General features: G+C 53.1%; 20 protein-coding genes. 12 read left to right on the top strand and 8 right to left on the bottom strand.

Annotated elements, in window-relative coordinates:
* Window positions 1–197 precede the first annotated feature (197 nt).
* The 3 genes from AC8GE9_RS17075 to AC8GE9_RS17065 all read left to right on the top strand — a co-directional run bounded on the left by AC8GE9_RS17075 (window position 198) and on the right by AC8GE9_RS17065 (window position 2,996).
* Complete coding sequence (locus AC8GE9_RS17075) at window positions 198–1,712, top strand: leucyl aminopeptidase (protein ID WP_506678379.1); 1,515 nt, start codon at window positions 198–200, stop codon at window positions 1,710–1,712.
* Between the two features lie 9 nt (window positions 1,713–1,721).
* Window positions 1,722–2,168, top strand: a complete 447-nt coding sequence (locus AC8GE9_RS17070) for a DNA polymerase III subunit chi (protein ID WP_506678378.1) — start codon at window positions 1,722–1,724, stop codon at window positions 2,166–2,168.
* Between the two features lie 123 nt (window positions 2,169–2,291).
* Window positions 2,292–2,996: a Bax inhibitor-1/YccA family protein gene (locus tag AC8GE9_RS17065; RefSeq protein ID WP_506678377.1), complete on the top strand. Its 705-nt coding sequence runs from the start codon at window positions 2,292–2,294 to the stop codon at window positions 2,994–2,996.
* Between the two features lie 331 nt (window positions 2,997–3,327).
* Here AC8GE9_RS17065 and AC8GE9_RS17060 read toward each other — a convergent pair whose 3' ends face one another.
* Window positions 3,328–4,074 (bottom strand): enoyl-CoA hydratase-related protein, encoded by a 747-nt coding sequence (locus AC8GE9_RS17060; RefSeq protein ID WP_506678376.1) that lies wholly within the window; start codon window positions 4,072–4,074, stop codon window positions 3,328–3,330.
* Between the two features lie 230 nt (window positions 4,075–4,304).
* Between AC8GE9_RS17060 and AC8GE9_RS17055 the strand changes: the two genes are divergently transcribed.
* From AC8GE9_RS17055 to AC8GE9_RS17040, 4 genes are read left to right on the top strand one after another with little or no spacing between them, the layout of a single operon-like run.
* A complete protein-coding gene (locus AC8GE9_RS17055) occupies window positions 4,305–5,189 on the top strand; it encodes an alpha/beta fold hydrolase (RefSeq protein WP_506678375.1) in 885 nt (294 codons plus the stop codon).
* A gap of 11 nt (window positions 5,190–5,200) precedes the next feature.
* Complete coding sequence (locus AC8GE9_RS17050; RefSeq protein WP_506678374.1) at window positions 5,201–6,109, top strand: ABC transporter substrate-binding protein; 909 nt, start codon at window positions 5,201–5,203, stop codon at window positions 6,107–6,109.
* 19 nt (window positions 6,110–6,128) lie between these two features.
* On the top strand, window positions 6,129–7,118 hold the full coding sequence (locus tag AC8GE9_RS17045; protein WP_506678373.1) for a Bug family tripartite tricarboxylate transporter substrate binding protein: 990 nt from the start codon (window positions 6,129–6,131) through the stop codon (window positions 7,116–7,118).
* A 2-nt stretch (window positions 7,119–7,120) separates the two neighbouring features.
* A complete protein-coding gene (locus AC8GE9_RS17040) occupies window positions 7,121–7,783 on the top strand; it encodes an RraA family protein (RefSeq protein WP_506678372.1) in 663 nt (220 codons plus the stop codon).
* Window positions 7,784–7,788: 5 nt separating this feature from the next.
* On the opposite strand, the gene AC8GE9_RS17035 is transcribed toward AC8GE9_RS17040, so the two are convergent.
* A complete protein-coding gene (locus AC8GE9_RS17035) occupies window positions 7,789–8,511 on the bottom strand; it encodes an SDR family NAD(P)-dependent oxidoreductase (protein WP_506678371.1) in 723 nt (240 codons plus the stop codon).
* Between the two features lies 1 nt (window position 8,512).
* Entirely contained in the window at window positions 8,513–9,502 is a 990-nt protein-coding gene (locus AC8GE9_RS17030; protein WP_506678370.1) for a Bug family tripartite tricarboxylate transporter substrate binding protein, read from the bottom strand.
* A gap of 157 nt (window positions 9,503–9,659) precedes the next feature.
* On the opposite strand from AC8GE9_RS17030, the gene AC8GE9_RS17025 reads away from it, so the two are divergent.
* From AC8GE9_RS17025 to AC8GE9_RS17005, 5 genes are read left to right on the top strand one after another with little or no spacing between them, the layout of a single operon-like run.
* Window positions 9,660–11,255: an AMP-binding protein gene (locus AC8GE9_RS17025; RefSeq protein ID WP_506678368.1), complete on the top strand. Its 1,596-nt coding sequence runs from the start codon at window positions 9,660–9,662 to the stop codon at window positions 11,253–11,255.
* A complete protein-coding gene (locus AC8GE9_RS17020; RefSeq protein WP_506678366.1) occupies window positions 11,252–11,998 on the top strand; it encodes a GntR family transcriptional regulator in 747 nt (248 codons plus the stop codon). The genes AC8GE9_RS17025 and AC8GE9_RS17020 overlap by 4 nt, the downstream gene beginning before the upstream one ends.
* Window positions 11,999–13,177 (top strand): acyl-CoA dehydrogenase family protein, encoded by a 1,179-nt coding sequence (locus AC8GE9_RS17015; protein ID WP_506678365.1) that lies wholly within the window; start codon window positions 11,999–12,001, stop codon window positions 13,175–13,177.
* Window positions 13,174–14,736 (top strand): acetolactate synthase large subunit, encoded by a 1,563-nt coding sequence (locus AC8GE9_RS17010; protein WP_506678364.1) that lies wholly within the window; start codon window positions 13,174–13,176, stop codon window positions 14,734–14,736. Before AC8GE9_RS17015 ends, AC8GE9_RS17010 begins: the two co-directional genes overlap by 4 nt.
* Before the next feature lie 37 nt (window positions 14,737–14,773).
* Window positions 14,774–15,832, top strand: a complete 1,059-nt coding sequence (locus tag AC8GE9_RS17005) for an alcohol dehydrogenase (RefSeq protein ID WP_506678363.1) — start codon at window positions 14,774–14,776, stop codon at window positions 15,830–15,832.
* Window positions 15,833–15,860: 28 nt separating this feature from the next.
* Here AC8GE9_RS17005 and recO read toward each other — a convergent pair whose 3' ends face one another.
* From recO to lepA, 5 genes are read right to left on the bottom strand one after another with little or no spacing between them, the layout of a single operon-like run.
* Complete coding sequence (gene recO, locus AC8GE9_RS17000; protein WP_506678362.1) at window positions 15,861–16,469, bottom strand: DNA repair protein RecO; 609 nt, start codon at window positions 16,467–16,469, stop codon at window positions 15,861–15,863.
* The gene (era, locus tag AC8GE9_RS16995) at window positions 16,462–17,388 is read right to left on the bottom strand and encodes a GTPase Era (RefSeq protein WP_506678361.1); all 927 of its coding nucleotides are present in this window, start codon (window positions 17,386–17,388) and stop codon (window positions 16,462–16,464) included. Before era ends, recO begins: the two co-directional genes overlap by 8 nt.
* Window positions 17,385–18,143, bottom strand: coding sequence for a ribonuclease III (rnc, locus tag AC8GE9_RS16990; RefSeq protein ID WP_506678360.1), 759 nt, complete (start codon window positions 18,141–18,143; stop codon window positions 17,385–17,387). Before rnc ends, era begins: the two co-directional genes overlap by 4 nt.
* A 40-nt stretch (window positions 18,144–18,183) precedes the next feature.
* Window positions 18,184–19,071, bottom strand: a complete 888-nt coding sequence (gene lepB / locus AC8GE9_RS16985; protein ID WP_506678359.1) for a signal peptidase I — start codon at window positions 19,069–19,071, stop codon at window positions 18,184–18,186.
* Window positions 19,072–19,092: 21 nt separating this feature from the next.
* The gene (gene lepA, locus AC8GE9_RS16980) at window positions 19,093–20,886 is read right to left on the bottom strand and encodes a translation elongation factor 4 (protein WP_506678358.1); all 1,794 of its coding nucleotides are present in this window, start codon (window positions 20,884–20,886) and stop codon (window positions 19,093–19,095) included.
* Between the last annotated feature and the right edge of the window lie 18 nt (window positions 20,887–20,904).

Genomic DNA, 20,904 nt, shown 5'->3' with positions numbered 1-20,904 from the left:
CACGATTATAAGTAATATAGAAAATATTCTAAATAACTTTTTTGAATAAGCTAGTATCTATTAGATGGTTTGTATACCACTACCTTTCTTCTGCAGCTGTAAACCCATACGCTGAATCCACCACACAGACAAAACATGCGAGATAATCTACGTATCCGAAAACTTAATCACCTCAAGCTTATCAACAGGCAGGACCTATGGACTTCAGCACGCACGTTACCGTCTCCCCCCATCAAATCAAAACCGCAGCACTCGCGATTGGTGTTTTCTCCGATGGCATTTTGAGCACCACTGCTGACATTATTGATCGCGCCAGCCAGGGCGCTGTTCGTGCGGTGGTAAAAAGCGAATTTCAAGGTCGTTCGGGCTCCACCCTTGTTTTGCGCGACCTGACTGGTGTGACCGCCGCACGTGTTGTCTTGGTGGGGCTCGGTAAGCAAGCTGACTACAGCGCGAAAACTCAAGCGAGCGCTGAACGCGCCTTTGCGAGCCTGTGCGTCCAAGCACGTCTAATCGAAGCCGTATCCAGCATCGCCGGCATCGCTTACGGCTCAAGCACGTCCAGAGACCGCGCCCGCATCGCAGCGAGCTCAGTCGGCGAAGCCACCTATTACTACGATGCGAGTTTCGGAAAACCGGATCTTGAGGCGCGCCCTAAGCTTAAAAAAATCTCCCTCCTCGTCGCCAAAACAGACCAAAGCGCGGCAAACGAAGGGCTCAAAGAAGGCGCAGCACTCGCTCAGGGCATGTCGCTCGCCCGCACGCTAGGCAATATGCCAGGCAACTTGTGTACCCCCACCTACTTGGGTGACACAGCTAAAAAACTAGGACGTGAATTCAAAAGCATCAAGGTCAGTGTGCTCGATCGTAAACAAATCGAAGCGCTCGGCATGGGCTCCTTTTTATCGGTTGCAAAAGGCTCCGCCGAAGCACCTCGCTTTATCGTGATGCACTACAAAGGCAAGGAAGCCACTAAAAAAGCTGGCAAAGTCACCAAAGACAAAGGCCCCGTCGTCCTCGTCGGAAAAGGCATTACGTTTGACTCCGGAGGGATCTCAATCAAGCCTGCTGGCACGATGGATGAAATGAAATTTGATATGTGTGGTGCAGCGAGTGTGCTGGGTACTTTCCGCGCGATCGCCGAGATCGAATTGGCGAGCGAGGTGATCGGACTCATCCCTGCTTGCGAAAATATGCCAAGCGGCACCGCCAACAAACCAGGCGATGTCGTCACCAGCATGTCCGGCCAGACCATCGAGATCCTCAATACAGATGCCGAAGGCCGCTTGGTATTGTGTGACGCGTTGACCTATGCCGAGCGTTACAAGCCCTCAGCCGTGATCGATATCGCGACCTTGACGGGTGCGTGCGTGGTCGCGTTGGGCGGCGTGAACTCAGGCCTATTCTCAACTGATGACAGCTTGGCTGACGCCTTGCTTGCCGCAGGCAAACAGGCGCTCGACCCCGTTTGGCGCATGCCTCTGGACGAGGCCTATCAAGAGCAACTCAAGTCAAACTTTGCAGACATGGCCAATATCGGTGGTCCCCCAGCCGGAGCAGTCACTGCGGCGTGCTTCTTGTCACGTTTTACCAAAGCCTACAGCTGGGCACATCTCGATATCGCTGGAACAGCTTGGCGCGGAGGCAAAGAAAAAGGCTCGACAGCTCGCCCCGTGCCTTTGCTCGTGCAATACCTCCTCAATCAGGCCTAAACCCTGAACATGGCGCGTATTCATTTCGCCTTCGGTGCCTCGGAACGCATCGCCCAAGCCTGCCAGACCACTCTAAAACAGTACCTGGCAGGTCAAAAAATGGTGGTGTACTGCAGCGATGTCGCCCGTTTGCGCCAATATGATCAAAAGCTTTGGGCCGTCGATGAAGCGGCTTTTGTTCCACATGTCTGGGCAGACGACCCTTTAGCGACCAAAACTCCCATCGTGCTGGTCGCCAAAGACTTAGCGCTCGCCCTCGAAGGTGTCTCCCCAGATACCTGGTTGCTCAACCTGGATGACAGCTGTCCACCCACCTGCGGGACGCTTGAGCGGGTCTTGGAGATTGTTTCGGAGCAACCCCAAGATAAAGAGGCTGCGCGACAACGTTGGCGGACCTACCAAACGGCGGGTCATGACCTCAAGTCTTTTTCGCTACAAAGTACAGCACACCCCTGAGACTAAAATATCCCTACTCTTTGCAAGAAATCTAGCCTTTCAGGGAACTGTAAGGTATGCTTTCGGTCATAGACTTTGGACTCAGTCAAGTTGATCGAGTCCTATTTTTGAAAGGAGCTTTAAATGAATGATCCGCGTCCCACACTATCACGCAGTCCCTACGAAACGGGTTCAGCCGAGGTTGTGCGCAACCGGGTTTTGCGCAACACCTATTGGCTGCTGGCGCTTTCACTGATTCCAACCGTCCTCGGCGCTGCTGTAGGCATGTATAGCGGTCTCAACCAAGTCATGGCTGCTAGCCCAGGCATCACAGCGATTGTTTTTCTCGCTGGCGCTTTCGGCTTGATGTTCGCGGTCGAGAAAAACAAGGATAACTCCTTAGGCGTTGGCCTGTTACTGCTCTTTACCTTCTTCATGGGTCTCATGCTCTCGCGCATGTTGGGCTTTGTCTTGGGAATGAGTAATGGCACTTCCTTGGTCATGTTCGCATTTGGCGGCACCGCAGTTGTATTCGGCACAATGGCCACACTCGCCACGTCCATCAAGCGCGATCTCTCTGGCCTGAGCAAGTTCATGTTCATCGGCGTCATCGTGCTGTTGCTCGCAAGCGTTGCAAACATCTTCTTGCAGATTCCTGCACTGATGTTAACGGTCTCCGTTCTGGCCATCGTGGTGTTTTCGGCCTTTATGCTGATCGATCTGCAGCGTGTCGTGAATGGCGGTGAGACGAACTATGTTTCAGCGACCTTGGCGATTTACCTCGACGTCTATAACGTCTTTGCAAACTTGCTTGCTATCCTTGGTATTTTTGGCGGCAGTCGCGACTAATTAAGCAGTCGCAGTCTGTTGTTGGGGCCCACTTCGGTGGGCCTTTTCTTTTTCTGTTTTGTTTTAAAGGGAGGCCTACGGTGTATCAAACCGATGCTGGGTCCGGGCCTTGCCCGGACTTCCCTGCGCCCAAGCTTGAGCACATCGCACAACGCCCAAACTCGCCCCAAGGGGCTCAGACAAGGGCGTTGTTCATGCGATGCGCTCTGCGTTGGGCTTGGCTGCGCTGACGGTTTGATACACCGTTGGCCTCCCTTTAAAACGAAGCGAAGATAAACCGAATACCAACCTTGAATACAAAGCAAAGACACATCTTCACCCGACCAATGCATTACTTCTTTTTATTTAAAAACGCAGCAAACGCCGCTTGCGCTTCTTCTGATTTCAAACGCTCATTGAAATGCGCCCATTCATAATCAAATGCAGCATGAATCTGTGGCCTTAGGCTGTGCTTGAGCATGCGCTTGGATGTTTGAAGCGCTTGGGGTGGGAGCGCGGCAAGCTCATTTGCAACGGCTTGTGCATCCTGCAGTGCCTGACCGTGTGCACTCAGAGCAGTGATGAAGTCCGCGTCCAAGGCCTCTTGTGCACTAAAGGGTCGGCCACGCAGCAACCAGTCCGTGGCACGACGCGACCCGACGATTTGCGCCATCAGCATGCTCGAAGCACCTTCGGGGCATAAACCAAGTGGCACAAAAGGAATTTTAAACGTGACATTTTCAGCCGCATAGATAAAGTCACAATGCTGCAGCAGCGTGACTCCAATACCAATCGCACTCCCTTCAACCGCCACCACAATCGGCAAATCACAATCCGCCAAACTACGAAGGAATTTAATCCCGGCACTATCCCCATCAGGCCGAGGCGCTTGAAAGTCTTTAAGGTCATTACCCGCAGTGAAATAGTTTTCAGCACCCGTTAAAACAATCGCCCGTACGTCCTTAGCCTGTCCAGCTCCCAAAATCTGTTCGGCAAGACCAAGATAAGTCGCAACATCCAAAGCGTTCCGACGCTCGGGGCGATTAATCGTCAGGGTCAACACCCCATTATTTTTTGCAACAAGCACAGTTTGAGTCATCGAAGGCATTCCCAATAAAAATAAACATGAACAATGATTGGACATCAGTAATCATTGACCACTAACAATAAATGAACATAAACAAGTTTGTAGCCCAAAACGCCACAATTTGAGGGCAAACAACTCTTGAGGGTCACTGAAGCGTCCCCACCTCAAAAGAGCCCCCCACAAGATCTCTTGACGCTGCCAACAACCTCATGCAAAGCTAACCCCCTACTTAGGAGAACTTCATGCTGACCTTAAAAACCGACGATGGTGTTGATCTAGTCTACGAAACCTATGGTTCGGGCACCCCAATTGTTTTTGTCCACGAATTTGCCGGACACAAAGAAAGCTGGGAACCCCAAGTGCGTCATTTCGCGCGTCAGTATCAAGTGATTACCTACAACGCACGCGGCTACCCTCCCTCCGCCGTACCACCCAATGTTTCTTCTTACTCACAAAATCGCGCCGTCGCAGACATTATTGCCGTAATGGATCATCTAAACATTCAAAAAGCACACATTGTCGGCTTATCGATGGGTGGCTTTGCCACATTGCATTTTGGTCTACAGCATCCCGACCGCGCCTTGTCCTTATGCGTCGCAGGCTGTGGTTATGGCGCCGAACTCGACCAGCAAGAGCAATTTAAAAAAGAAGCCGAAGCCAGCGCCGACATGCTGCTCAAGCAAGGCATGAAAGCCTTTGTGGACAAATATGCGCATGGACCAACCCGCATTCCTTTTGAACGCGCCGATCCGCATGGCTTTGCTGAATTTAAACAGCAGTTTTATGGGCACTCGGCCCTTGGCTCGGCCAACACTCAGCTCGGTGTACAACGTGAGCGCCCTTCGCTCTACAACCTTAAAGAAAAACTCGCCAAACTCACTGTACCCACACTGATTTTTAACGGTGACGAAGACTGGCCCTGCCTCGCGCCAGGTCTGATGCTCAAGCAAACGATTCCTTCAGCCGCCTTAGCGATTTTGCCCAATTGCGGTCATACGATGAACATCGAAATGCCCAATGAGTTCAACCATGTCTTAGGCAACTTCATTGGACATGCTGAAAGCGGTCGTTGGCCGATGCGCGACCCACGCGCAATGGTCACTTCGATCACTGGTATCAAGGATTAATGCCCTCCGTCATGACACTCACATTGGCTGAAAATTTTAGGGCTATTTTTTATACGCCCTTTTATTTACTCAAATCACTCGGTCTGGCCGAACAGGCCGGGCTAGAGCTGAGATGGTTGCCGCCGGGCTCGCCTGGCGGCGCGATTGATGCGATTAAAAACGGCACCGTAGATTTAACTTGGGGAGGACCCATGCGTGTGATGAAAGATCACGACACGACGCCCTCCAAAGGGCAATCCCTCTTGTGTTTTGGCGAAGTTGTCTCACGCGATCCCTTTTTTTTGCTCGGTAAAAAAAATCTTGGCCGCTTCGAACTTGCTCAGCTCAGGCAGCTTCGCTTGGCCCAAGTCTCAGAGGTCCCGACCCCTTGGCTATGCCTGCAGGCAGATCTGCGGGATCTGGGATTGAATGTTTCAGAAATTGAGGAAGCACTCACGCGCGGTTTGAGCATGCCCGAACAAATTCAGGCACTTAAAGCGGGCACAGTCGATGTCGCTCAACTCTTTGAGCCGCTCGCGAGCGAGTTATTAACCGACCCAGCTTATCAAATCCTTTATGCTGCTCATACACGCGGTCCTACGGTTTACACCACCTTGATTTGCTCTCGCGATGGGTGGAAAAAAAACCATGCTGCCTTTACCGCGCTGAGAGATATTTTGGGTGAGTTGCAGACATGGATGCACACACAGACGCCCGCCAAGATTGCAAGTCACGTACAAAGCTTCTTTCCAGAGCTCAGCGCTCAACAACTCGAAAGCGCGCTTGCACGTTATTTACACCATAATGTCTGGGCTCAGTCGCCAGAGATGTCCAAAGCAGGTTTTGACAGATTATCCTATAGCCTGCAGAGTGGTGGTTTCATTCGTACGCAGATTGACTTTGCCTCTTGCATCACACCTTTAGACACACATAATATCTAGCCTTTTCGGAGTCCTGCACATGAGTACTTTTCGCCTCATTCGATGGTTAGCCGCCTCGGTCGCCAGTCTTGGTTTGCTTCACAGCGCCGCCCAAGCGCAAACAACGGCACCCTATCCAAGTCGTCAACTCCAGTTAATCGTTCCCTTCCCCGCGGGCGGACCCACCGACATCGTGGCGCGGCTCTATGCACAACAACTGTCAAAACTTGCGGGACAGCCCGTCGTTGTTGAAAACACCGCGGGTGCTGCAGGGATGATTGGCACACAAAATGCCGTACGTGCCGAACCCAACGGCTACACCATTCTTTTTAGCACCGCCAGCACCAGCGTGATGAACGAAGTAGTACGTACAAAAGTACCCTATAACTTCCAGAAAGACTTTTCGATGATCGGTTTGATCGCCGATGCGCCTCACCTATTGGTGGTCGGACCCTCCGTTCCGGTTAACAACGTGGCCGAACTCATCGCACTCGCGAAAAAAGAACCCGGCAAACTGAGCTATTCCTCGGCAGGTACAGGCAGCATCGTACAGATGGGTGCCGAACTCTTTCGCACTCAAACCGGTACCGAACTCATGCACGTCCCCTACAAAGGTGGTGCACCCGCGACCTTGGCTGTTTTGCGTGGAGAAGTCACCCTCAACGTGAACGATCTGAGCACTTTTCAGGCTCAAATCGCCGAAGGCAAACTCAAGCCCTTGGCTGTTGCGCATACCAGCCGCCTGAAGCCCTTACCAAATGTGCCGACCTTTACAGAACTCGGCATGCCAGGGATTGTGTCAAGTTCTTGGTGGGGCATTGCTGTTCCCGTCAAAACACCTACTGCGATTCAAACAAAGTTACGCGAGTGGAATCAAAAAATTGTCACAAACCCAGAATATGTTGCCCGTCTGGCTGAAATGGCGTTCGAACCTATCAACATGACACCCGAACAAACAAAAGTCTTTATCGATGCCGAGATCAAAAAATGGCAAGCAGTCGCAAAAGCTGCCAACATTCAATTGGATTAATCATGACGGACACTTCTTCCATTTTGCGTGCTCTAGAGGCGCTAGATACCAATACGGTATCTGACGCACTCGACTTTATGGGCTTGCCTGGCGCAACCTTTGGTTTGAGGCCCTTATGGGATTGCCCTAAAATCGTCGGCCGTGCGGCGACGATTTTGTTGGGTCCCAAACAAGGCACAGCACCCACAGTGCATCTGATCACTCCCGTGATCACCAGCATCACGACCGGCGACAAAATCCTAGTGATCGCGGGCGGCCCCGAAGGTATTTCCTGCTGGGGAGATATTCTGGCAAACGCCTCAAAGATGAAAGGCATCAGGGGCTCTGTCATCGATGGCGTCAGTCGCGACATCGAAGGCAGCGAGTCTATCGGCTACCCCGTCTATGGACGGGGCGTGACAATGATCAGCGCACGCAATCGCATCATTCAGATCGACTCGGGCAACCCTGTACAAATGGCGGGCGTGACCGTTCATGAAAATGATTACGTGATTGCGGATCGCTGTGGCACCGTATTTGTCCCGGCAGCCAAAATCGAGGAAGTGATTGCTTTAGGTCAGCGCATTGCTGCCCGTCAGGACGGCATGGTGCAAGCCGTGCGAGCCGGACAGTCTGTCGAAGAAGTCATGCACGACAAAAAGTTCGAGGCTATCCGGCACGGCTAAACACCTCAAACGGTCAGGCCGACCGTCATCCCGCCGCAGACATACAACAGTTGGCCTGTCAAGAATCCTGCTTTGCGATCTAAAAACATACGGACCACGTGGGCGATTTCCTCAGGTTCGCCAAAGCGTCCCACAGGAATCGATTCTGCAATCTTTTTGGTTTGAGGCAAATCTGGCGGATTGTTAGCTAAAAAAAACTCTGTCGCAATGGGTCCCGGAGCAATCGTATTGACAGTAATGCCGTCGGCCGCTGTCTCTAAAGCCCAGGTGCGCGTCATCCCCGCCAAACCCGCCTTGGTACCCCCATAGATCGTCCGTCCGGACTTTCCGAGTGCGGCACGACTGCCAATATTGACAATGCGCCCAAACTTATTGGCGCGCATCGCCGGCAAGACGGCCTGCGTCATGATCAACGGTGCAATCATGTTGAGCGACATCATGTCCTCGATTTGCTCGACTGTGATGTCCTCGATCTTGCCGAGATGAATCATGCCGGCATTATTGACGAGGTTGAGGATGTCTTTTTTAGCAGCCCAATCAAACGCAGCCTCGCGGGCGCGTTTGGGGTCGCTGAGATCGACGGATTCGAAAATTTCCCCAGGCAACAACTGCGCAGGTGCAGTCCGACTGAAATTGATGACTTCGTAGCCATCTTCAATCAGTGACTGCACCACAGCGCGGCCAATTCCCCGGCTACCGCCGGTCACGAGTGCTGTGGTACCTGTCATTTTATTGCGCCTTAATGTCACGTTCTTTGATGAGCTTGCCCCACTTGGCACGCTCGGCCGCTTCGAATTTGGCCAAATCAGGTCCAAACAAGTTGCCAGGAACCGCCGCCAGACGCTCATACGCCTCAATGACTTTGGGTGACTTCAAGCCGACACGCGCAGCTTCGATCAACTTGTCCATCACAGGCTGTGGTGTGCCCTTTGGAGCGTAGATCGCAAACCAAGCTGTGACATCAAAACCTTTGACACCACCCTCTGCAAAGCTTGGCAAGCTTGGCATCATCGGCGTGCGCTCAAGAGAGGTCACCGCAATACCGCGGATGCGCGAACCATCTTTAATCTGAGCGATCGAGCCTGAAAGGTTGTCAAACAACAAATCAATCTGACCGCCGATCAAAGCAGGCATCGAGGCTGACACACCTTTGAAAGGCACATGAAGTAATTCAACACCCGCCATCGCCTCAAAATATGCACCTGTCAAATGCGGTGACGAACCGATACCGGGCGTGCCGTAGCTCAGTTTTTTATCTCCGGCGGCACGCGCAGCCGCGATCACATCTCCCAGGTTTTTCCATGGGGAAGTGGCAGACACCACCAAGACGTTCGGTGTGGTGGATACCAGGGCAATCGGGACTAAATCTGTCGCTGGATCAAATTGCATTTGGCTATAGATAAACTGATTGATTGCCTGCGTTCCAATCGTACCCAAGCCAATCGTGTAACCATCGGGCTTGCTGCGGGCGACTTGCGTCAAGCCGACATTACCAGCAGCCCCTGGCTTATTCTCAACAATCACGGTCTGCTTAAGCGTCGCTTCCATCGCCTGAGCGATAGAGCGTCCAAAAATGTCTGCGGCACCGGCAGTCGGGTAAGGCACAATCAAGGTCACGGGGCGCGTGGGGTAACTTTGCGCTTGGGCCACACCAAGCGTGGCAGCTCCCAATGCGAAAGCAGCCGTGATGGCGCGGATAACGAAACGCGTTGATTTCATAGTTTCTTGCTCCTTAAGATATGCGCTTTTGGTGAAGCGTTTGTCATTCATAATACTCAAATAAAAAGTGCGTAAATTAGTACTATAGTAATAGTTCAACAAGATCACTATAGCAGCACACAGTCGATCGCTGCATAAAGTCCATTTGAGGCAATCCATGTTTTTTTCTGAACGCATGGCCGCACTGGCCAAGAGCCATGGCCAGCACCCTGCACTGATTGACCAAGATGTCACCACGACCTTTGCTCAGTTGCATGCGCAGTCCTTGCAATTGGCGGGCAACCTCGCGCGACAAGGGATCGGTCCCCAGGACCGCGTCGCAGTCTGGCTGCCTAATTGTCTCGCTTGGCTACAAACATTTCTGGCTTGTGCGCATCTCGGTGCGACAGTTCTGGCTGTCAATACGCGCTTTCGCAGCCAGGAAGTTGCCGATATCATTGGCCGTGGTAAAGCGGACTGGCTGCTGATGTGGCCCGATTTTAAAGGCATCGCATTCGCAGATATTTTGGCAGATATCCCCACAGAAGTACTATCCAGGCTGCGCGCCATCATGACACTTGGCGATACACAGGGCGCGGCCACTCAGGCCATCGCCGCGCGTGGCTATCAGGTCCTTGGCTACAAAGCCTTGCTCGACACGCCTAGCGTGCCACCCCCAGCGTTTGGCAATACTGGCGTGCTGTGTTTTACGACCTCGGGCACCACCTCTTTACCCAAATTTGTCCTGCATGATCAAGCAACCCTGATCAAGCATGGCGAGATGATGCAGCATGCATACGGCTACGACGCGAACAGTCGCATTTTAGCGAGCGCACCCTTTTGCGGTGCCTTTGGCTTTTCCACCCTTACGGGTGGACTCGTGACGGGATGCACGACTGTCAGTGAGCCAGTGTCCGATACACACAGTACGTTGGCTCAAATCCGCAAGCATCACGTGACCCACACTTATGCCAATAATGAATCAATTTTGAAACTCTTCGAGAGTGCCCAGTCTCCCGCAGATTTTAAAAGCTGCAAACTATTCGGCTTCGCTAGTTTTTCACCAGCAATCAATAGCTTGCTAGAACAGGCCGAACGCAATCACGTTGAACTCACAGGTCTCTATGGCTCAAGCGAACTACAAGCACTCGTGGCTGCTCAGCCAACAGACGCTTCACAGGGAGACACGAGCGTCAGATATTTATCGGGCGGTCGTTTGATACACGCTGAGGCCCGTGTTCGGACGTCTGATCCAGAAACAGGGCGCATTCTCAAACAAGGCGAGTCAGGCGAGATCGAAATTTATAGTCCTAGTCGCATGGTGGGCTACCTAGATCAACCCGAAGCCACGAAAAAAGCCCTCACCTCCGATGGCTATTTCAAAACAGGCGATTTAGGGTATGCCGTGAGCGATCGCCAGTTCGTGTTTCAAACACGAATGGGCGACTCGATGCGCCTGTCTGGCTTTCTCGTCAATCCTGCCGAAATCGAACAAGCCATCGAAAAGCTGCCTGGCATCAAAGCATGTCAAGTTGTAGGGGGCACTCTTGGCACCAAAATCTTACCGGTCGCCTTTGTGATTTTGCAAGACGGCGCGCAGCATGATCTGACCGGCTGGACCCAAGCATGCAAACGTATCATGGCGGGCTATAAAGTACCCGCACATTTTGAAGTCGTCACGGTTTTTCCATCGGTCGAAAGCGCAAATGCCGTCAAAATTCAAAAAAATAAATTACGCGATATGGCCGATGCCTTGCTGGTGAAACAGGGATGAAACAAGCCCCCGGCCTCCTCTATGCAAGAAGTCCACAACCCTTGTATTTGCAGGTGGCCGCGATCGTACGGCGCAATATCGAACGCGGAGTCTGGCCGCGCGGTCACCAAGTGCCCGCGCTTGAAGCACTCGTCGATACACTGGGTGTCTCGCGCGCGACGGTCAGGCAAGCCTTTGGACTGCTTGAGCGCGAAGGCCTGATTCATCGCTCCAGAGGCTCTGGCACCTATGTCAACGAGAATATTCCAGAGACGCACAAACTCTCCTTACCCAAAACTTGGGCAGATACCGTCGCGCTATCAAAGGAGCTCGGCACCACGACCCTGATGGAGTCCAACGACGATGTTCCGCTCCCTCTACTCGGCATGGAGTGTCCTTATCAAACGAAGGGGCGCTTCCAGTATTTGAGACGGATTCACACCACATCGTCGGGTCCCTTTTGCTACACCGAAATGTATCTCGAACGCGACATTTACCGTCAACATCCGGCCCGCTATCGCCATTCAACCGTTGCACCTATTTTGCATGAGTTGCATGGTGACAAACTCACCCATGCCGGACAATTACTCACTATTATCGAAGCCGGCGCAGACTCCGCCGAAGCCCTGCACTTGCCATTATCCGCACCCGTCGCCGAAATGCGCAGGTATGCTTGCATCGGCGAGCAGGTGGTGTATTTTGCGCGCTTAGAGATCCCGACGCGCTATGTGCAGATGAAATTTGATCTTCTTGGAAAACAATAAATGTTCAATCCTGATTCGCTCAAGTTACCTTTTTTCGATGAGAGTCATCGCGCGCTTTACGCTGACGTTAAAGCATGGGCGAGCGCTGCCCTGCCAAACCGAGTACACACCGGCAGCATCGATGAACACTGCATCAAGCTCACTCGACAAATGGGCGATGCAGGCTGGCTACGGTATTGCGTACCCGCTGAATATGGTGGCGCGCTCGATGATCTCGACTCACGCAGCGTATGCCTGCTGCGCCAGGTTCTCGGCTATTACGATGGCTTAGCCGACTTCGCATTTGTCATGCAGGGCTTAGGGAGCGGTCCGATCTCCCTGTTTGGTTCTGAGGCCCTCAAGCAAAAGTATCTGCCCCATGTCGCTTCTGGCAAAATGCTGGCCGCCTTTGCGCTCTCGGAGCCTGAGGCAGGTTCCGATGTAGCCGCCATGACCACACGCGCAACGCGAACGACGCAAGGCTATCGACTCAATGGCGTCAAAACCTGGATTTCTAACGCGGATATTGCCGACTTTTATACGGTCTTTGCTCAAGTTGAAAACGACGAGGCCGAGGGCGTCACCGCTTTTGTGGTCGATGCTGATACACCCGGACTGCAAGTCACAGAGCGCTTTGATGTCTGTGCCCCCCACCCGATCGGGACATTGACTTTTACTGATTGTGATATCCCTGTCACACAACGCATTGGCCAGGCGGGTAAAGGCTTCAAAGTTGCAATGCAAAATCTCGACGTCTTTCGTGCTTCGGTCGGCGCCGCAGCCTTAGGCTTTGCCGAAGCCGCACTCGACATGGGAATTGCGCGCGCCACCTCTCGACCCATGTTTGGTGCGACGTTGGCCGATCTGCAAATCACACAGGCAGCGATTGGCGATATGAGTACAGAAATCGATGCGGCAACGTTACTCATTTATCGTGCGGCTTGGGAGCGCGATGTACTCAAACAACGTACGACAAAATCTGCTGCGATGGCCAAAATGTTCGCCACCGAGTCTGCACAACGCGTGATCGACCGCTGTGTGCAGTTGCATGGTGGTTTAGGCGTCAAGGTCGGGCATCCCATGGAAATGTTGTATCGTGAAATCCGAGCATTGCGCATTTACGAGGGCGCGACCGAAGTACAACAGGTCATCATCGCGCGTGAAACAATGAAAAATAAATCAGGAGGAGTCTCAAAATGAACGGTTCAGAAGCTATGGTTCACACCCTGCTCGCAGGTGACGTTGATGTGTGTTTTGCAAATCCCGGCACCTCGGAGATGCACTTCGTCTCAGCCCTGGATCGCGCCCCTGGCATGCGCTGCGTGTTAGGTTTGTTTGAGGGTGTTGCCAGTGGTGCGGCGGATGGCTACTACCGCATGGCGGAAAAGCCGGCAGCAACGCTCTTGCATCTGGGTCCAGGCCTGGGCAATGCGCTTGCAAACATCCACAACGCTAAACGCGCCTACTCCGGTATGGTCAACATCGTCGGTCAACACGCCTGGGATCATATTCACAATAACGCCCCGCTCAATTCCGATGTCGAAGCGGTCGCACGCCCCATGTCCAACTGGGTCAAAACCACCATGTCGTCCGCGGCTGCCCCACTGGACACCGCTGAGGCGATCTCGCAAGCGCGCAGCACACCGGGCCGTATTGCCACACTCGTACTGCCCGCCAACTGTGCCTGGGAGCCCTCCGACCCGGGCCATTATTCGACCGCGCCTGCTCAAACAGCTGCAGCGCCCCTCGCTGAGACGATCGTCGCCCTTGCGCGTCTTTTGTCTGACCGAAAAACCGCAGAGGCCACGACGCTCTTGCTTGGTGGACGGGCCTTGCGTGCACGCGAAGCCACGCTCGCCGGAAAAATCGCCGCGCACACGGGCTGCAAGTTAGCCTCAGAACCTCGCAATCCACGCATGGAGCGAGGTCGTGGTCGTGTCAACATCACACCACTGCCCTTTCCGGTGGATGGAGCGGTCGCAATGCTCAAAGACACTAAACATCTGGTTTTAGTTGGTAGCGCCCCACCCGTGGCATTTTTTGCCTACCCCAATAAGCCTCGTATGATCAAGCAGCCTGACTGCGAAGTCCTGACGCTGGCGACACTGACCCACGATATCGAAGCAAGTTTGCAAGCACTGGTCGATGCACTCGGTGCGCAAAACACAGCACCTGCCCAACAATCGACCGGCCCCATCATCACGGACTTGCCGACAGGCGCGCCCCTCGTCGAACACATCGGCACAATCATCGCCGCTTTATTGCCTGAAAATGCCATCATGGTGGACGAAGCCGTCACGACGGGTCGTCAGTTTGCAAAGGTGATGCCACAGGCCGCCCCGCACGACTGCATAGACATCACGGGCGGCGCGATTGGTTGGGGCATGTCGGCGGCGGTTGGTGCCGCTGTCGCTTGTCCGGATCGCAAGGTCTTTGCCTTTCTCGGTGACGGCAGCGCGATGTACACCGTACAGGGGCTGTGGTCGATGGCTCGTGAAAATCTCGATGTCACGGTCGTGATTTTTGCTAATCGCTCATACAAGATTCTGCGCGGAGAGCTCGCCAACATGGGCGGCCCTGAAGCCGGCGACAACGCCCGTCGGATGCTCGATCTCGATCAGCCGTTTTTGGACTGGGTATCGATCGCGCGCGGGCATGGCGTACCGGGCGTTCAAGTCAACACGCTCGAGGGCTTTGCAGAGGCAATGCGTATTGCTGCCAAAGAAAAAGGTCCCCGCTTAATCGAACTGGTGATGTAACAAGTTCGTCACCACACGCACACTAGGAGCTCAAGACATGAAATGCTATTGCGTGATGAATTTCAAAGAGCCGCTTGGCTTGATGGAAATGGAAACACCCACCCCAACCGGCACCCAGGTACTGGTCGAGGTGCGCGCCGCAGGTGTCTGTCACAGTGACATTCACTTTTGGGAAGGAAGTTATGACCTCGGCAATGGCCGCAGCTTGTTACTCAAGGATCGAGGGATCAAACTGCCTATGACCATGGGTCATGAAACTGCGGGCACGGTCGTCGCCATGGGCCCCGAGGTAACAGGCATCCAACCAGGTCACAACTACCTCGTTTACCCTTGGATTGGCTGCCGTCGATGTCCTGCCTGTCTGGATGGTTTGGAGAATCACTGCTCTAGTCCACAGTACCTCGGCGTTCAGCGGCCTGGCGGTTATGCCGATCACCTTTTGGTGCCGCATCCACGCTATCTCATCGACATCGGTAATATGGACCCAGCCGAAATCGCTCCATATGCCTGCTCTGGGCTCACTACCTATAGCGCGCTGAACAAAGTCGGCGTCAACCTCTATCAGAAGCATCCCATCGTGATTATGGGGGCGGGTGGACTGGGCTTGATGTGTCTGGCTTTGGTCAAAGCCTTAAACGGTGTCGGCGCGATCGTGGTGGATATCGATCCCGCCAAGCGTCAGGCTGCGCTCGAGGCAGGCGCACTGGCGGTCGTGGACGGCGCCGCACCAGACGCCGCACAACAAATCATTGCGGCCAATGGGGGCAAGCTCGTTCAGGCAATGATCGACCTCGTCGGTGCGCCTGCCACAACGTCCCTGGGCTTTGACATCTTGATCAAAGGTGGCAAGCTCGTCATCGTCGGCCTGTTCGGTGGCGGAGCGTCTTGGCCGATTGCCTTTATTCCGATGAAAGCTTTGCAGATTCTTGGCAGCTATACCGGTTCGCTCGACGAACTCAGAGAGTTGTTACAACTGGTCAAGGACAACAAAATCACCCCCATTCCCGTACACAAACATCCTCTTGCGGATGCTGACAAGGTATTAACCTCTTTACGAGAAGGCAAAGTCACAGGGCGCGCTGTGCTGACCGCATAACATCATCAGCCATGACACATACGTTCAGTCATCCTCCTGGTTTGACAGGCTGAAAGCGCTGCAGTGCAACCAAGACCTGACGGGTGGTTAAAGGCCTCCCTGCCAGATGTTCTGACAAGCGCTCACGCAAGTTTGCGCGCAGCGCAGGTTCGCTCTGCAAATCCTCAAAATCTGGCTCTTCGACATCCAGGCCATAGCCCGTTTCTTTGAGCAAAATCCACTCAAAACGACGTAAAGCACCCGCCGCCGCTTGGCCTGCCGCAAGCCGCTGCAATGCGAGCACATAGGCATCAAACAAGCCTGGATGAGGATCTTCGCGAGGCAGCAAACGAAATAACAACTCGTTCATATACCAACATGACATCATGGCGGCGCCTGGCAAGGCATGTACGCCTGCACATTCGGCGCGTGTCAGTGTTTTAATTTCTCCGGAACCCGTCCAGGACATCAATAAGGGCTGAAACACAGACAACGCGGGTCGCAATACGGAGTGGGGACGTTTGGCACCTTTGGCGACCATACTGACCCAGCCGTGGTCTCTAGAAAATGCTTGAACAATCAGAGAGGTTTCTCGCCAGGCTGTCGCATGCAACACATAGCCCGGTGTTTCGAGGACTCGAAGAACGCGTCTACTCATATCCTAAATCGCGCAGGCTGCTTTCTTTTTCAGCCCACCCCTTGCGCACCTTGATGTAAACCTCAAGGTGCACGGGCTTGTCCATCAGCTTGGCCATGTCCTGGCGCGCCTCAGAAGCGATGCGCTTCATATGATTACCGCCCGCACCCAGCAAGATGGGGCGATGGCTATCACGCTCGACGATGACACAGGCGTTGATATGGGCACCCTTGGCCGTTTCTTCCCACTGCTCGATCACCACGGTGCAACCATACGGGAGCTCGTCACCAACCAAACGAAAGATTTTTTCACGGATGAGTTCGGCCGCGATAAAGCGCATGGGCCGATCCGTAAGCGTATCGGCATCAAAGAAGGGTTCATTTTCAGGTAGACGTTTCGCGACTTCGTCGAGCAACTGATCTAACTGATGGCGCTTAGTCGAGCTGACAGGAACGACCGCATCAAACTTGAACTGCGAAGCGATATTCGCGACAAACGGGTAGAGTTCATCACGATTTTTAAGCTGATCGATTTTACTGATCACCAAAATCGTACGCTCTGGATGGTGCAAAAGGGACAACAGCTTGGCATCGCCCGGCGACCACTTGCCCGCCTCGACCAAGAACAACACCACGTCCACATCGGCCAGCGTCTGCGTCACCACGCGATTCATCATCTTGTTCATGGCACCACCATGACGCGTTTGAAAGCCTGGGGTATCCACAAACACAAATTGTTCATGCTCGCGGGTGAGTACACCCTGAATTCTATGACGTGTAGTTTGTGCCTTGCGCGAAACAATCGAAATCTTGCTGCCGATCAGGGCGTTGGTGAGCGTTGATTTGCCAACGTTGGGTCTACCCACTACGGCGACAAAGCCGCAACGATAAGGGACTTCTGGCGTGAAACTTGAGGTCTTGATATCTATATTTTCTGTCATTTAAGTTCCTGAGCAACCGCAACCGGCAGCGTCAATTGTGCCGTTTTGCGCGCTCGGGTTGAACGCTTTTTAACTGGGGCGGGACTCGCAGTCTCCGCAGCCTCAAGTGCGAGTTTGGCGGCTGATTGCTCGGCTGCGCGGCGGCTTGAACCAGGGGCATTGACCTTGATTTCAAGAGAGGGAATCGAGCATTCGACTTCGAATTGTTGGCTATGCGCCGCACCGTGGGTCGCCACCACACTGTAGATTGGCAAGGCCAGCTTGCGACTCTGCAGAAACTCCTGCAAGAGGGTCTTTGCGTCTTTACCCAAGGTCAGCGGGTCCACGCTCGCCAGAATCGGCTTGTACAGTCGCTCGATCAATTCTTGAGCCGCCACAAAACCACCATCGAGATAAACCGCCGCCAAGATCGCTTCGAACGTATCCGCCAAAATAGAGGGGCGTCTGAAACCACCGCTTTTAAGTTCACCCTCTCCCAACCTGAGGTATTTGGACAAGTCGAGTTTTTGTGCAATATCGGCGAGCGATGATTGTTTGACCAGATTGGCACGCACGCGAGACAAGTCGCCCTCATCAAGGGTGCCGTAGTGATTAAAGAGCAAGGCAGCCACTGACATATTCAGCACAGAGTCGCCTAAAAACTCAAGGCGCTCGTTATGGCGAGCACCATGACTACGATGCGTCAGCGCCTGCTCAAGCAGAGCGGGTTTGACGAACTTATATCCAAGCGAAGTCTCAAGAGCGGCCAGAGGCATGAAGCGGGAGTCATAAACGGGTGACAAGGATCTAAAAGAATTAATGGAAAGGTCCGATACGTCCTAGGTTTCCAAAATTCATCCAGATAAAGAAAGCTTTACCAACGATATTCGCCTCGGGGACGAAACCCCAAAATCGACTGTCCAGGCTGTTATCGCGATTGTCACCCATCATAAAGTAAACACCGGTCGGTACGGTACAGCGCAGACCATTTCGGAGATATTCACATTTTTCACGATATGGAAAGCTCGAAGTTGGCCCTAAATCCTGCCATCTCCGCTCATCCAGCAATATTTGATGAGGCTTTTCACCAAGGTACTCCGTAAACTGTGCCGTATATGCCACACGATCTGGTTCGAAATACTCACCGTCACGCTTGCGCGGCACTTCTTTACCGTTGATATAGAGGCGCTTATCGAGGTAAGCCACCTCATCGCCAGGCAAAGCGACTACGCGTTTGATGTAATCGACCGACGGGTCAACGGGGTAACGGAACACCATCACATCACCACGCGCAGGCTCTCCAATTGAAACAACTTTGTTATGGAGCACTGGAAGACGCAAGCCATATGTGAACTTGTTAACCAAAATCAAATCGCCCGATTGCAAGGTCGGCAACATTGAACCGGAGGGAATACGGAAAGGCTCAACGATAAAGGAGCGCAACACGAACACAAACAAAATGACCGGAAAAAAACTGGCGCCGTACTCGACCCACCAGGGCTGCTTACCGAGCTCTGTTCGGATCTGCTCTTCACGGCTCCGCTTTTCCTCAGCAGGAAGGGCTGCCCAACTCGGTCGGGCTAAATCGATCGCTTGCATCATGCGAGCATGACGTTTTTGTCTTAGCGAAAACTTATCAATCGTCCAGATCACACCCGTGACCACAAACGCGATAAATAAAATCAGGGCAAAGTTCCAGCTCATCAGTTCAACCTTGCATCAGTGTTATTTGTCATCGACTTGTAGAATCGCCAAGAAAGCTTCTTGAGGAATTTCTACGCTGCCCACTTGTTTCATCCGCTTTTTACCGGCCTTCTGCTTTTCGAGCAGTTTTTTCTTGCGACTAATATCACCGCCATAACACTTGGCCAGCACGTTTTTACGCAATGCTTTGACGTTTTCACGTGCAATTATTTCGGCACCAATCGCAGCCTGGATCGCCACATCGTACATTTGGCGAGGAATCAATTCGCGCATACGTGACACCACCTCGCGCGCGCGATAACGCGCATTGGAGCGGTGACAAATATTTGACAAGGCGTCGACCTTGTCGGTGTTGATCAGCAGATCAACCTTGACCACATCCGCAGCGCGATACTCTTTGAACTCATAGTCCATCGATGCATAACCGCGGGAAACTGATTTCAGCTTGTCAAAAAAATCGAGCACGATTTCAGCAAGTGGAATTTCGTAGTGAAGGTGGACTTGCCGACCGTGATAACTCATATCGAGCTGCACGCCACGCTTGTTATTGCAAAGCGTCATGACCGTGCCCACATACTCCTGCGGCATAAACAGCGTCACGTTCACAATGGGTTCACGTATCTCGATGTACTTACCAACCTCGGGCATCCGCGATGGACTCTCGATGTGAATCACGGAGTTATCTCTCAGCACAACCTCGTATACCACGGAGGGTGCGGTCGTGATGATATCCATATCGAATTCACGCTCGAGCCGCTCTTGAACAATCTCCATGTGCAAGAGTCCGAGAAAACCGCAACGGAAACCAAAACCAAGTGCTTGCGATACCTCAGGCTCGTACATCAAGGCTGAGTCATTGAGCTTGAGCTTCTCAAGCGAGTCTCGCAATTGATCGTATTCACTACTTTCTACAGGATACAAACCCGCGAACACTTGCGGTTGGACTTCCTTGAAGCCCGGCAAAGGTGCGGCAGCCGGATTGCCCAACAAAGTAATCGTGTCGCCGACCTTGGCATCGGCAAGCTCTTTGATGCCAGCGATCACAAACCCCACCTCTCCTGCGGAGAGAAACTTGCGGGGCTCAGACTTGGGAGTAAAAACACCGACTTGCTCGCACATGTGCACCGCACCTGTCGCCATGAAGGAAATTTTGTCCTTGGGCTTGAGCACGCCATTGATCAAACGAATCAGCATGACCACGCCCACATAGTTATCGAACCAAGAGTCAATAATCAATGCCTGAAGAGGCGACTCGGGATCACCCTTGGGCGCAGGAATACGCGCGACGACGGCTTCGAGAATATCGTCGATGCCCATGCCTGTTTTGGCGCTCGCCAAGATCGCATCCGCCGCGTCGATACCGATGACTTCTTCGACCTCGGCACGCGCGCTCTCTGGGTCTGCTTGAGGCAGATCCATTTTATTAAGAATAGGCACGACCTCGACACCGAGTTCAATCGCCGTATAACAATTGGCGACAGTCTGGGCCTCCACACCCTGGGAAGCATCTACAACCAGTAACGCACCTTCGCATGCGGACAGAGACCGACTCACCTCGTAAGAAAAGTCAACGTGTCCGGGCGTATCAATCAAATTGAGATTGTAGGTTTTGCCATCTTTCGCCTTGTAATGCAGCGCAGCTGTTTGAGCTTTGATGGTGATACCGCGCTCGCGCTCGATATCCATAGAGTCTAGGACTTGCGCGGACATTTCACGATCGGCCAAGCCCCCGCAGCGCTGGATCAGACGATCCGCCAAGGTGGACTTGCCATGGTCGATGTGGGCAATGATGGAGAAATTGCGAATATGCTGCATAACACCTAAAAAGTAAGC

The sequence above is a fragment of the Zwartia lucis genome, assembly GCF_965234455.1.
GTDB classification, from domain to species: domain Bacteria; phylum Pseudomonadota; class Gammaproteobacteria; order Burkholderiales; family Burkholderiaceae_B; genus Zwartia; species Zwartia lucis.
The sequence above is the reverse complement of the archived record's forward strand: the minus strand, read 5'-3'. Positions and strand labels throughout refer to the sequence as shown.

Excerpts from the sequence above, each read along its gene's own strand:
- AC8GE9_RS17075 (WP_506678379.1), top strand. The coding sequence starts at position 198 with ATGGACTTCAGCACGCACGTTACCGTCTCCCCCCATCAAATCAAAACC.
- AC8GE9_RS17070 (WP_506678378.1), top strand. The coding sequence starts at position 1,722 with ATGGCGCGTATTCATTTCGCCTTCGGTGCCTCGGAACGCATCGCCCAA.
- AC8GE9_RS17065 (WP_506678377.1), top strand. The coding sequence starts at position 2,292 with ATGAATGATCCGCGTCCCACACTATCACGCAGTCCCTACGAAACGGGT.
- AC8GE9_RS17060 (WP_506678376.1), bottom strand. The coding sequence starts at position 4,074 with ATGACTCAAACTGTGCTTGTTGCAAAAAATAATGGGGTGTTGACCCTG.
- AC8GE9_RS17055 (WP_506678375.1), top strand. The coding sequence starts at position 4,305 with ATGCTGACCTTAAAAACCGACGATGGTGTTGATCTAGTCTACGAAACC.
- AC8GE9_RS17050 (WP_506678374.1), top strand. The coding sequence starts at position 5,201 with ATGACACTCACATTGGCTGAAAATTTTAGGGCTATTTTTTATACGCCC.
- AC8GE9_RS17045 (WP_506678373.1), top strand. The coding sequence starts at position 6,129 with ATGAGTACTTTTCGCCTCATTCGATGGTTAGCCGCCTCGGTCGCCAGT.
- AC8GE9_RS17040 (WP_506678372.1), top strand. The coding sequence starts at position 7,121 with ATGACGGACACTTCTTCCATTTTGCGTGCTCTAGAGGCGCTAGATACC.
- AC8GE9_RS17035 (WP_506678371.1), bottom strand. The coding sequence starts at position 8,511 with ATGACAGGTACCACAGCACTCGTGACCGGCGGTAGCCGGGGAATTGGC.
- AC8GE9_RS17030 (WP_506678370.1), bottom strand. The coding sequence starts at position 9,502 with ATGAAATCAACGCGTTTCGTTATCCGCGCCATCACGGCTGCTTTCGCA.
- AC8GE9_RS17025 (WP_506678368.1), top strand. The coding sequence starts at position 9,660 with ATGTTTTTTTCTGAACGCATGGCCGCACTGGCCAAGAGCCATGGCCAG.
- AC8GE9_RS17020 (WP_506678366.1), top strand. The coding sequence starts at position 11,252 with ATGAAACAAGCCCCCGGCCTCCTCTATGCAAGAAGTCCACAACCCTTG.
- AC8GE9_RS17015 (WP_506678365.1), top strand. The coding sequence starts at position 11,999 with ATGTTCAATCCTGATTCGCTCAAGTTACCTTTTTTCGATGAGAGTCAT.
- AC8GE9_RS17010 (WP_506678364.1), top strand. The coding sequence starts at position 13,174 with ATGAACGGTTCAGAAGCTATGGTTCACACCCTGCTCGCAGGTGACGTT.
- AC8GE9_RS17005 (WP_506678363.1), top strand. The coding sequence starts at position 14,774 with ATGAAATGCTATTGCGTGATGAATTTCAAAGAGCCGCTTGGCTTGATG.
- recO (WP_506678362.1), bottom strand. The coding sequence starts at position 16,469 with ATGAGTAGACGCGTTCTTCGAGTCCTCGAAACACCGGGCTATGTGTTG.
- era (WP_506678361.1), bottom strand. The coding sequence starts at position 17,388 with ATGACAGAAAATATAGATATCAAGACCTCAAGTTTCACGCCAGAAGTC.
- rnc (WP_506678360.1), bottom strand. The coding sequence starts at position 18,143 with ATGCCTCTGGCCGCTCTTGAGACTTCGCTTGGATATAAGTTCGTCAAA.
- lepB (WP_506678359.1), bottom strand. The coding sequence starts at position 19,071 with ATGAGCTGGAACTTTGCCCTGATTTTATTTATCGCGTTTGTGGTCACG.
- lepA (WP_506678358.1), bottom strand. The coding sequence starts at position 20,886 with ATGCAGCATATTCGCAATTTCTCCATCATTGCCCACATCGACCATGGC.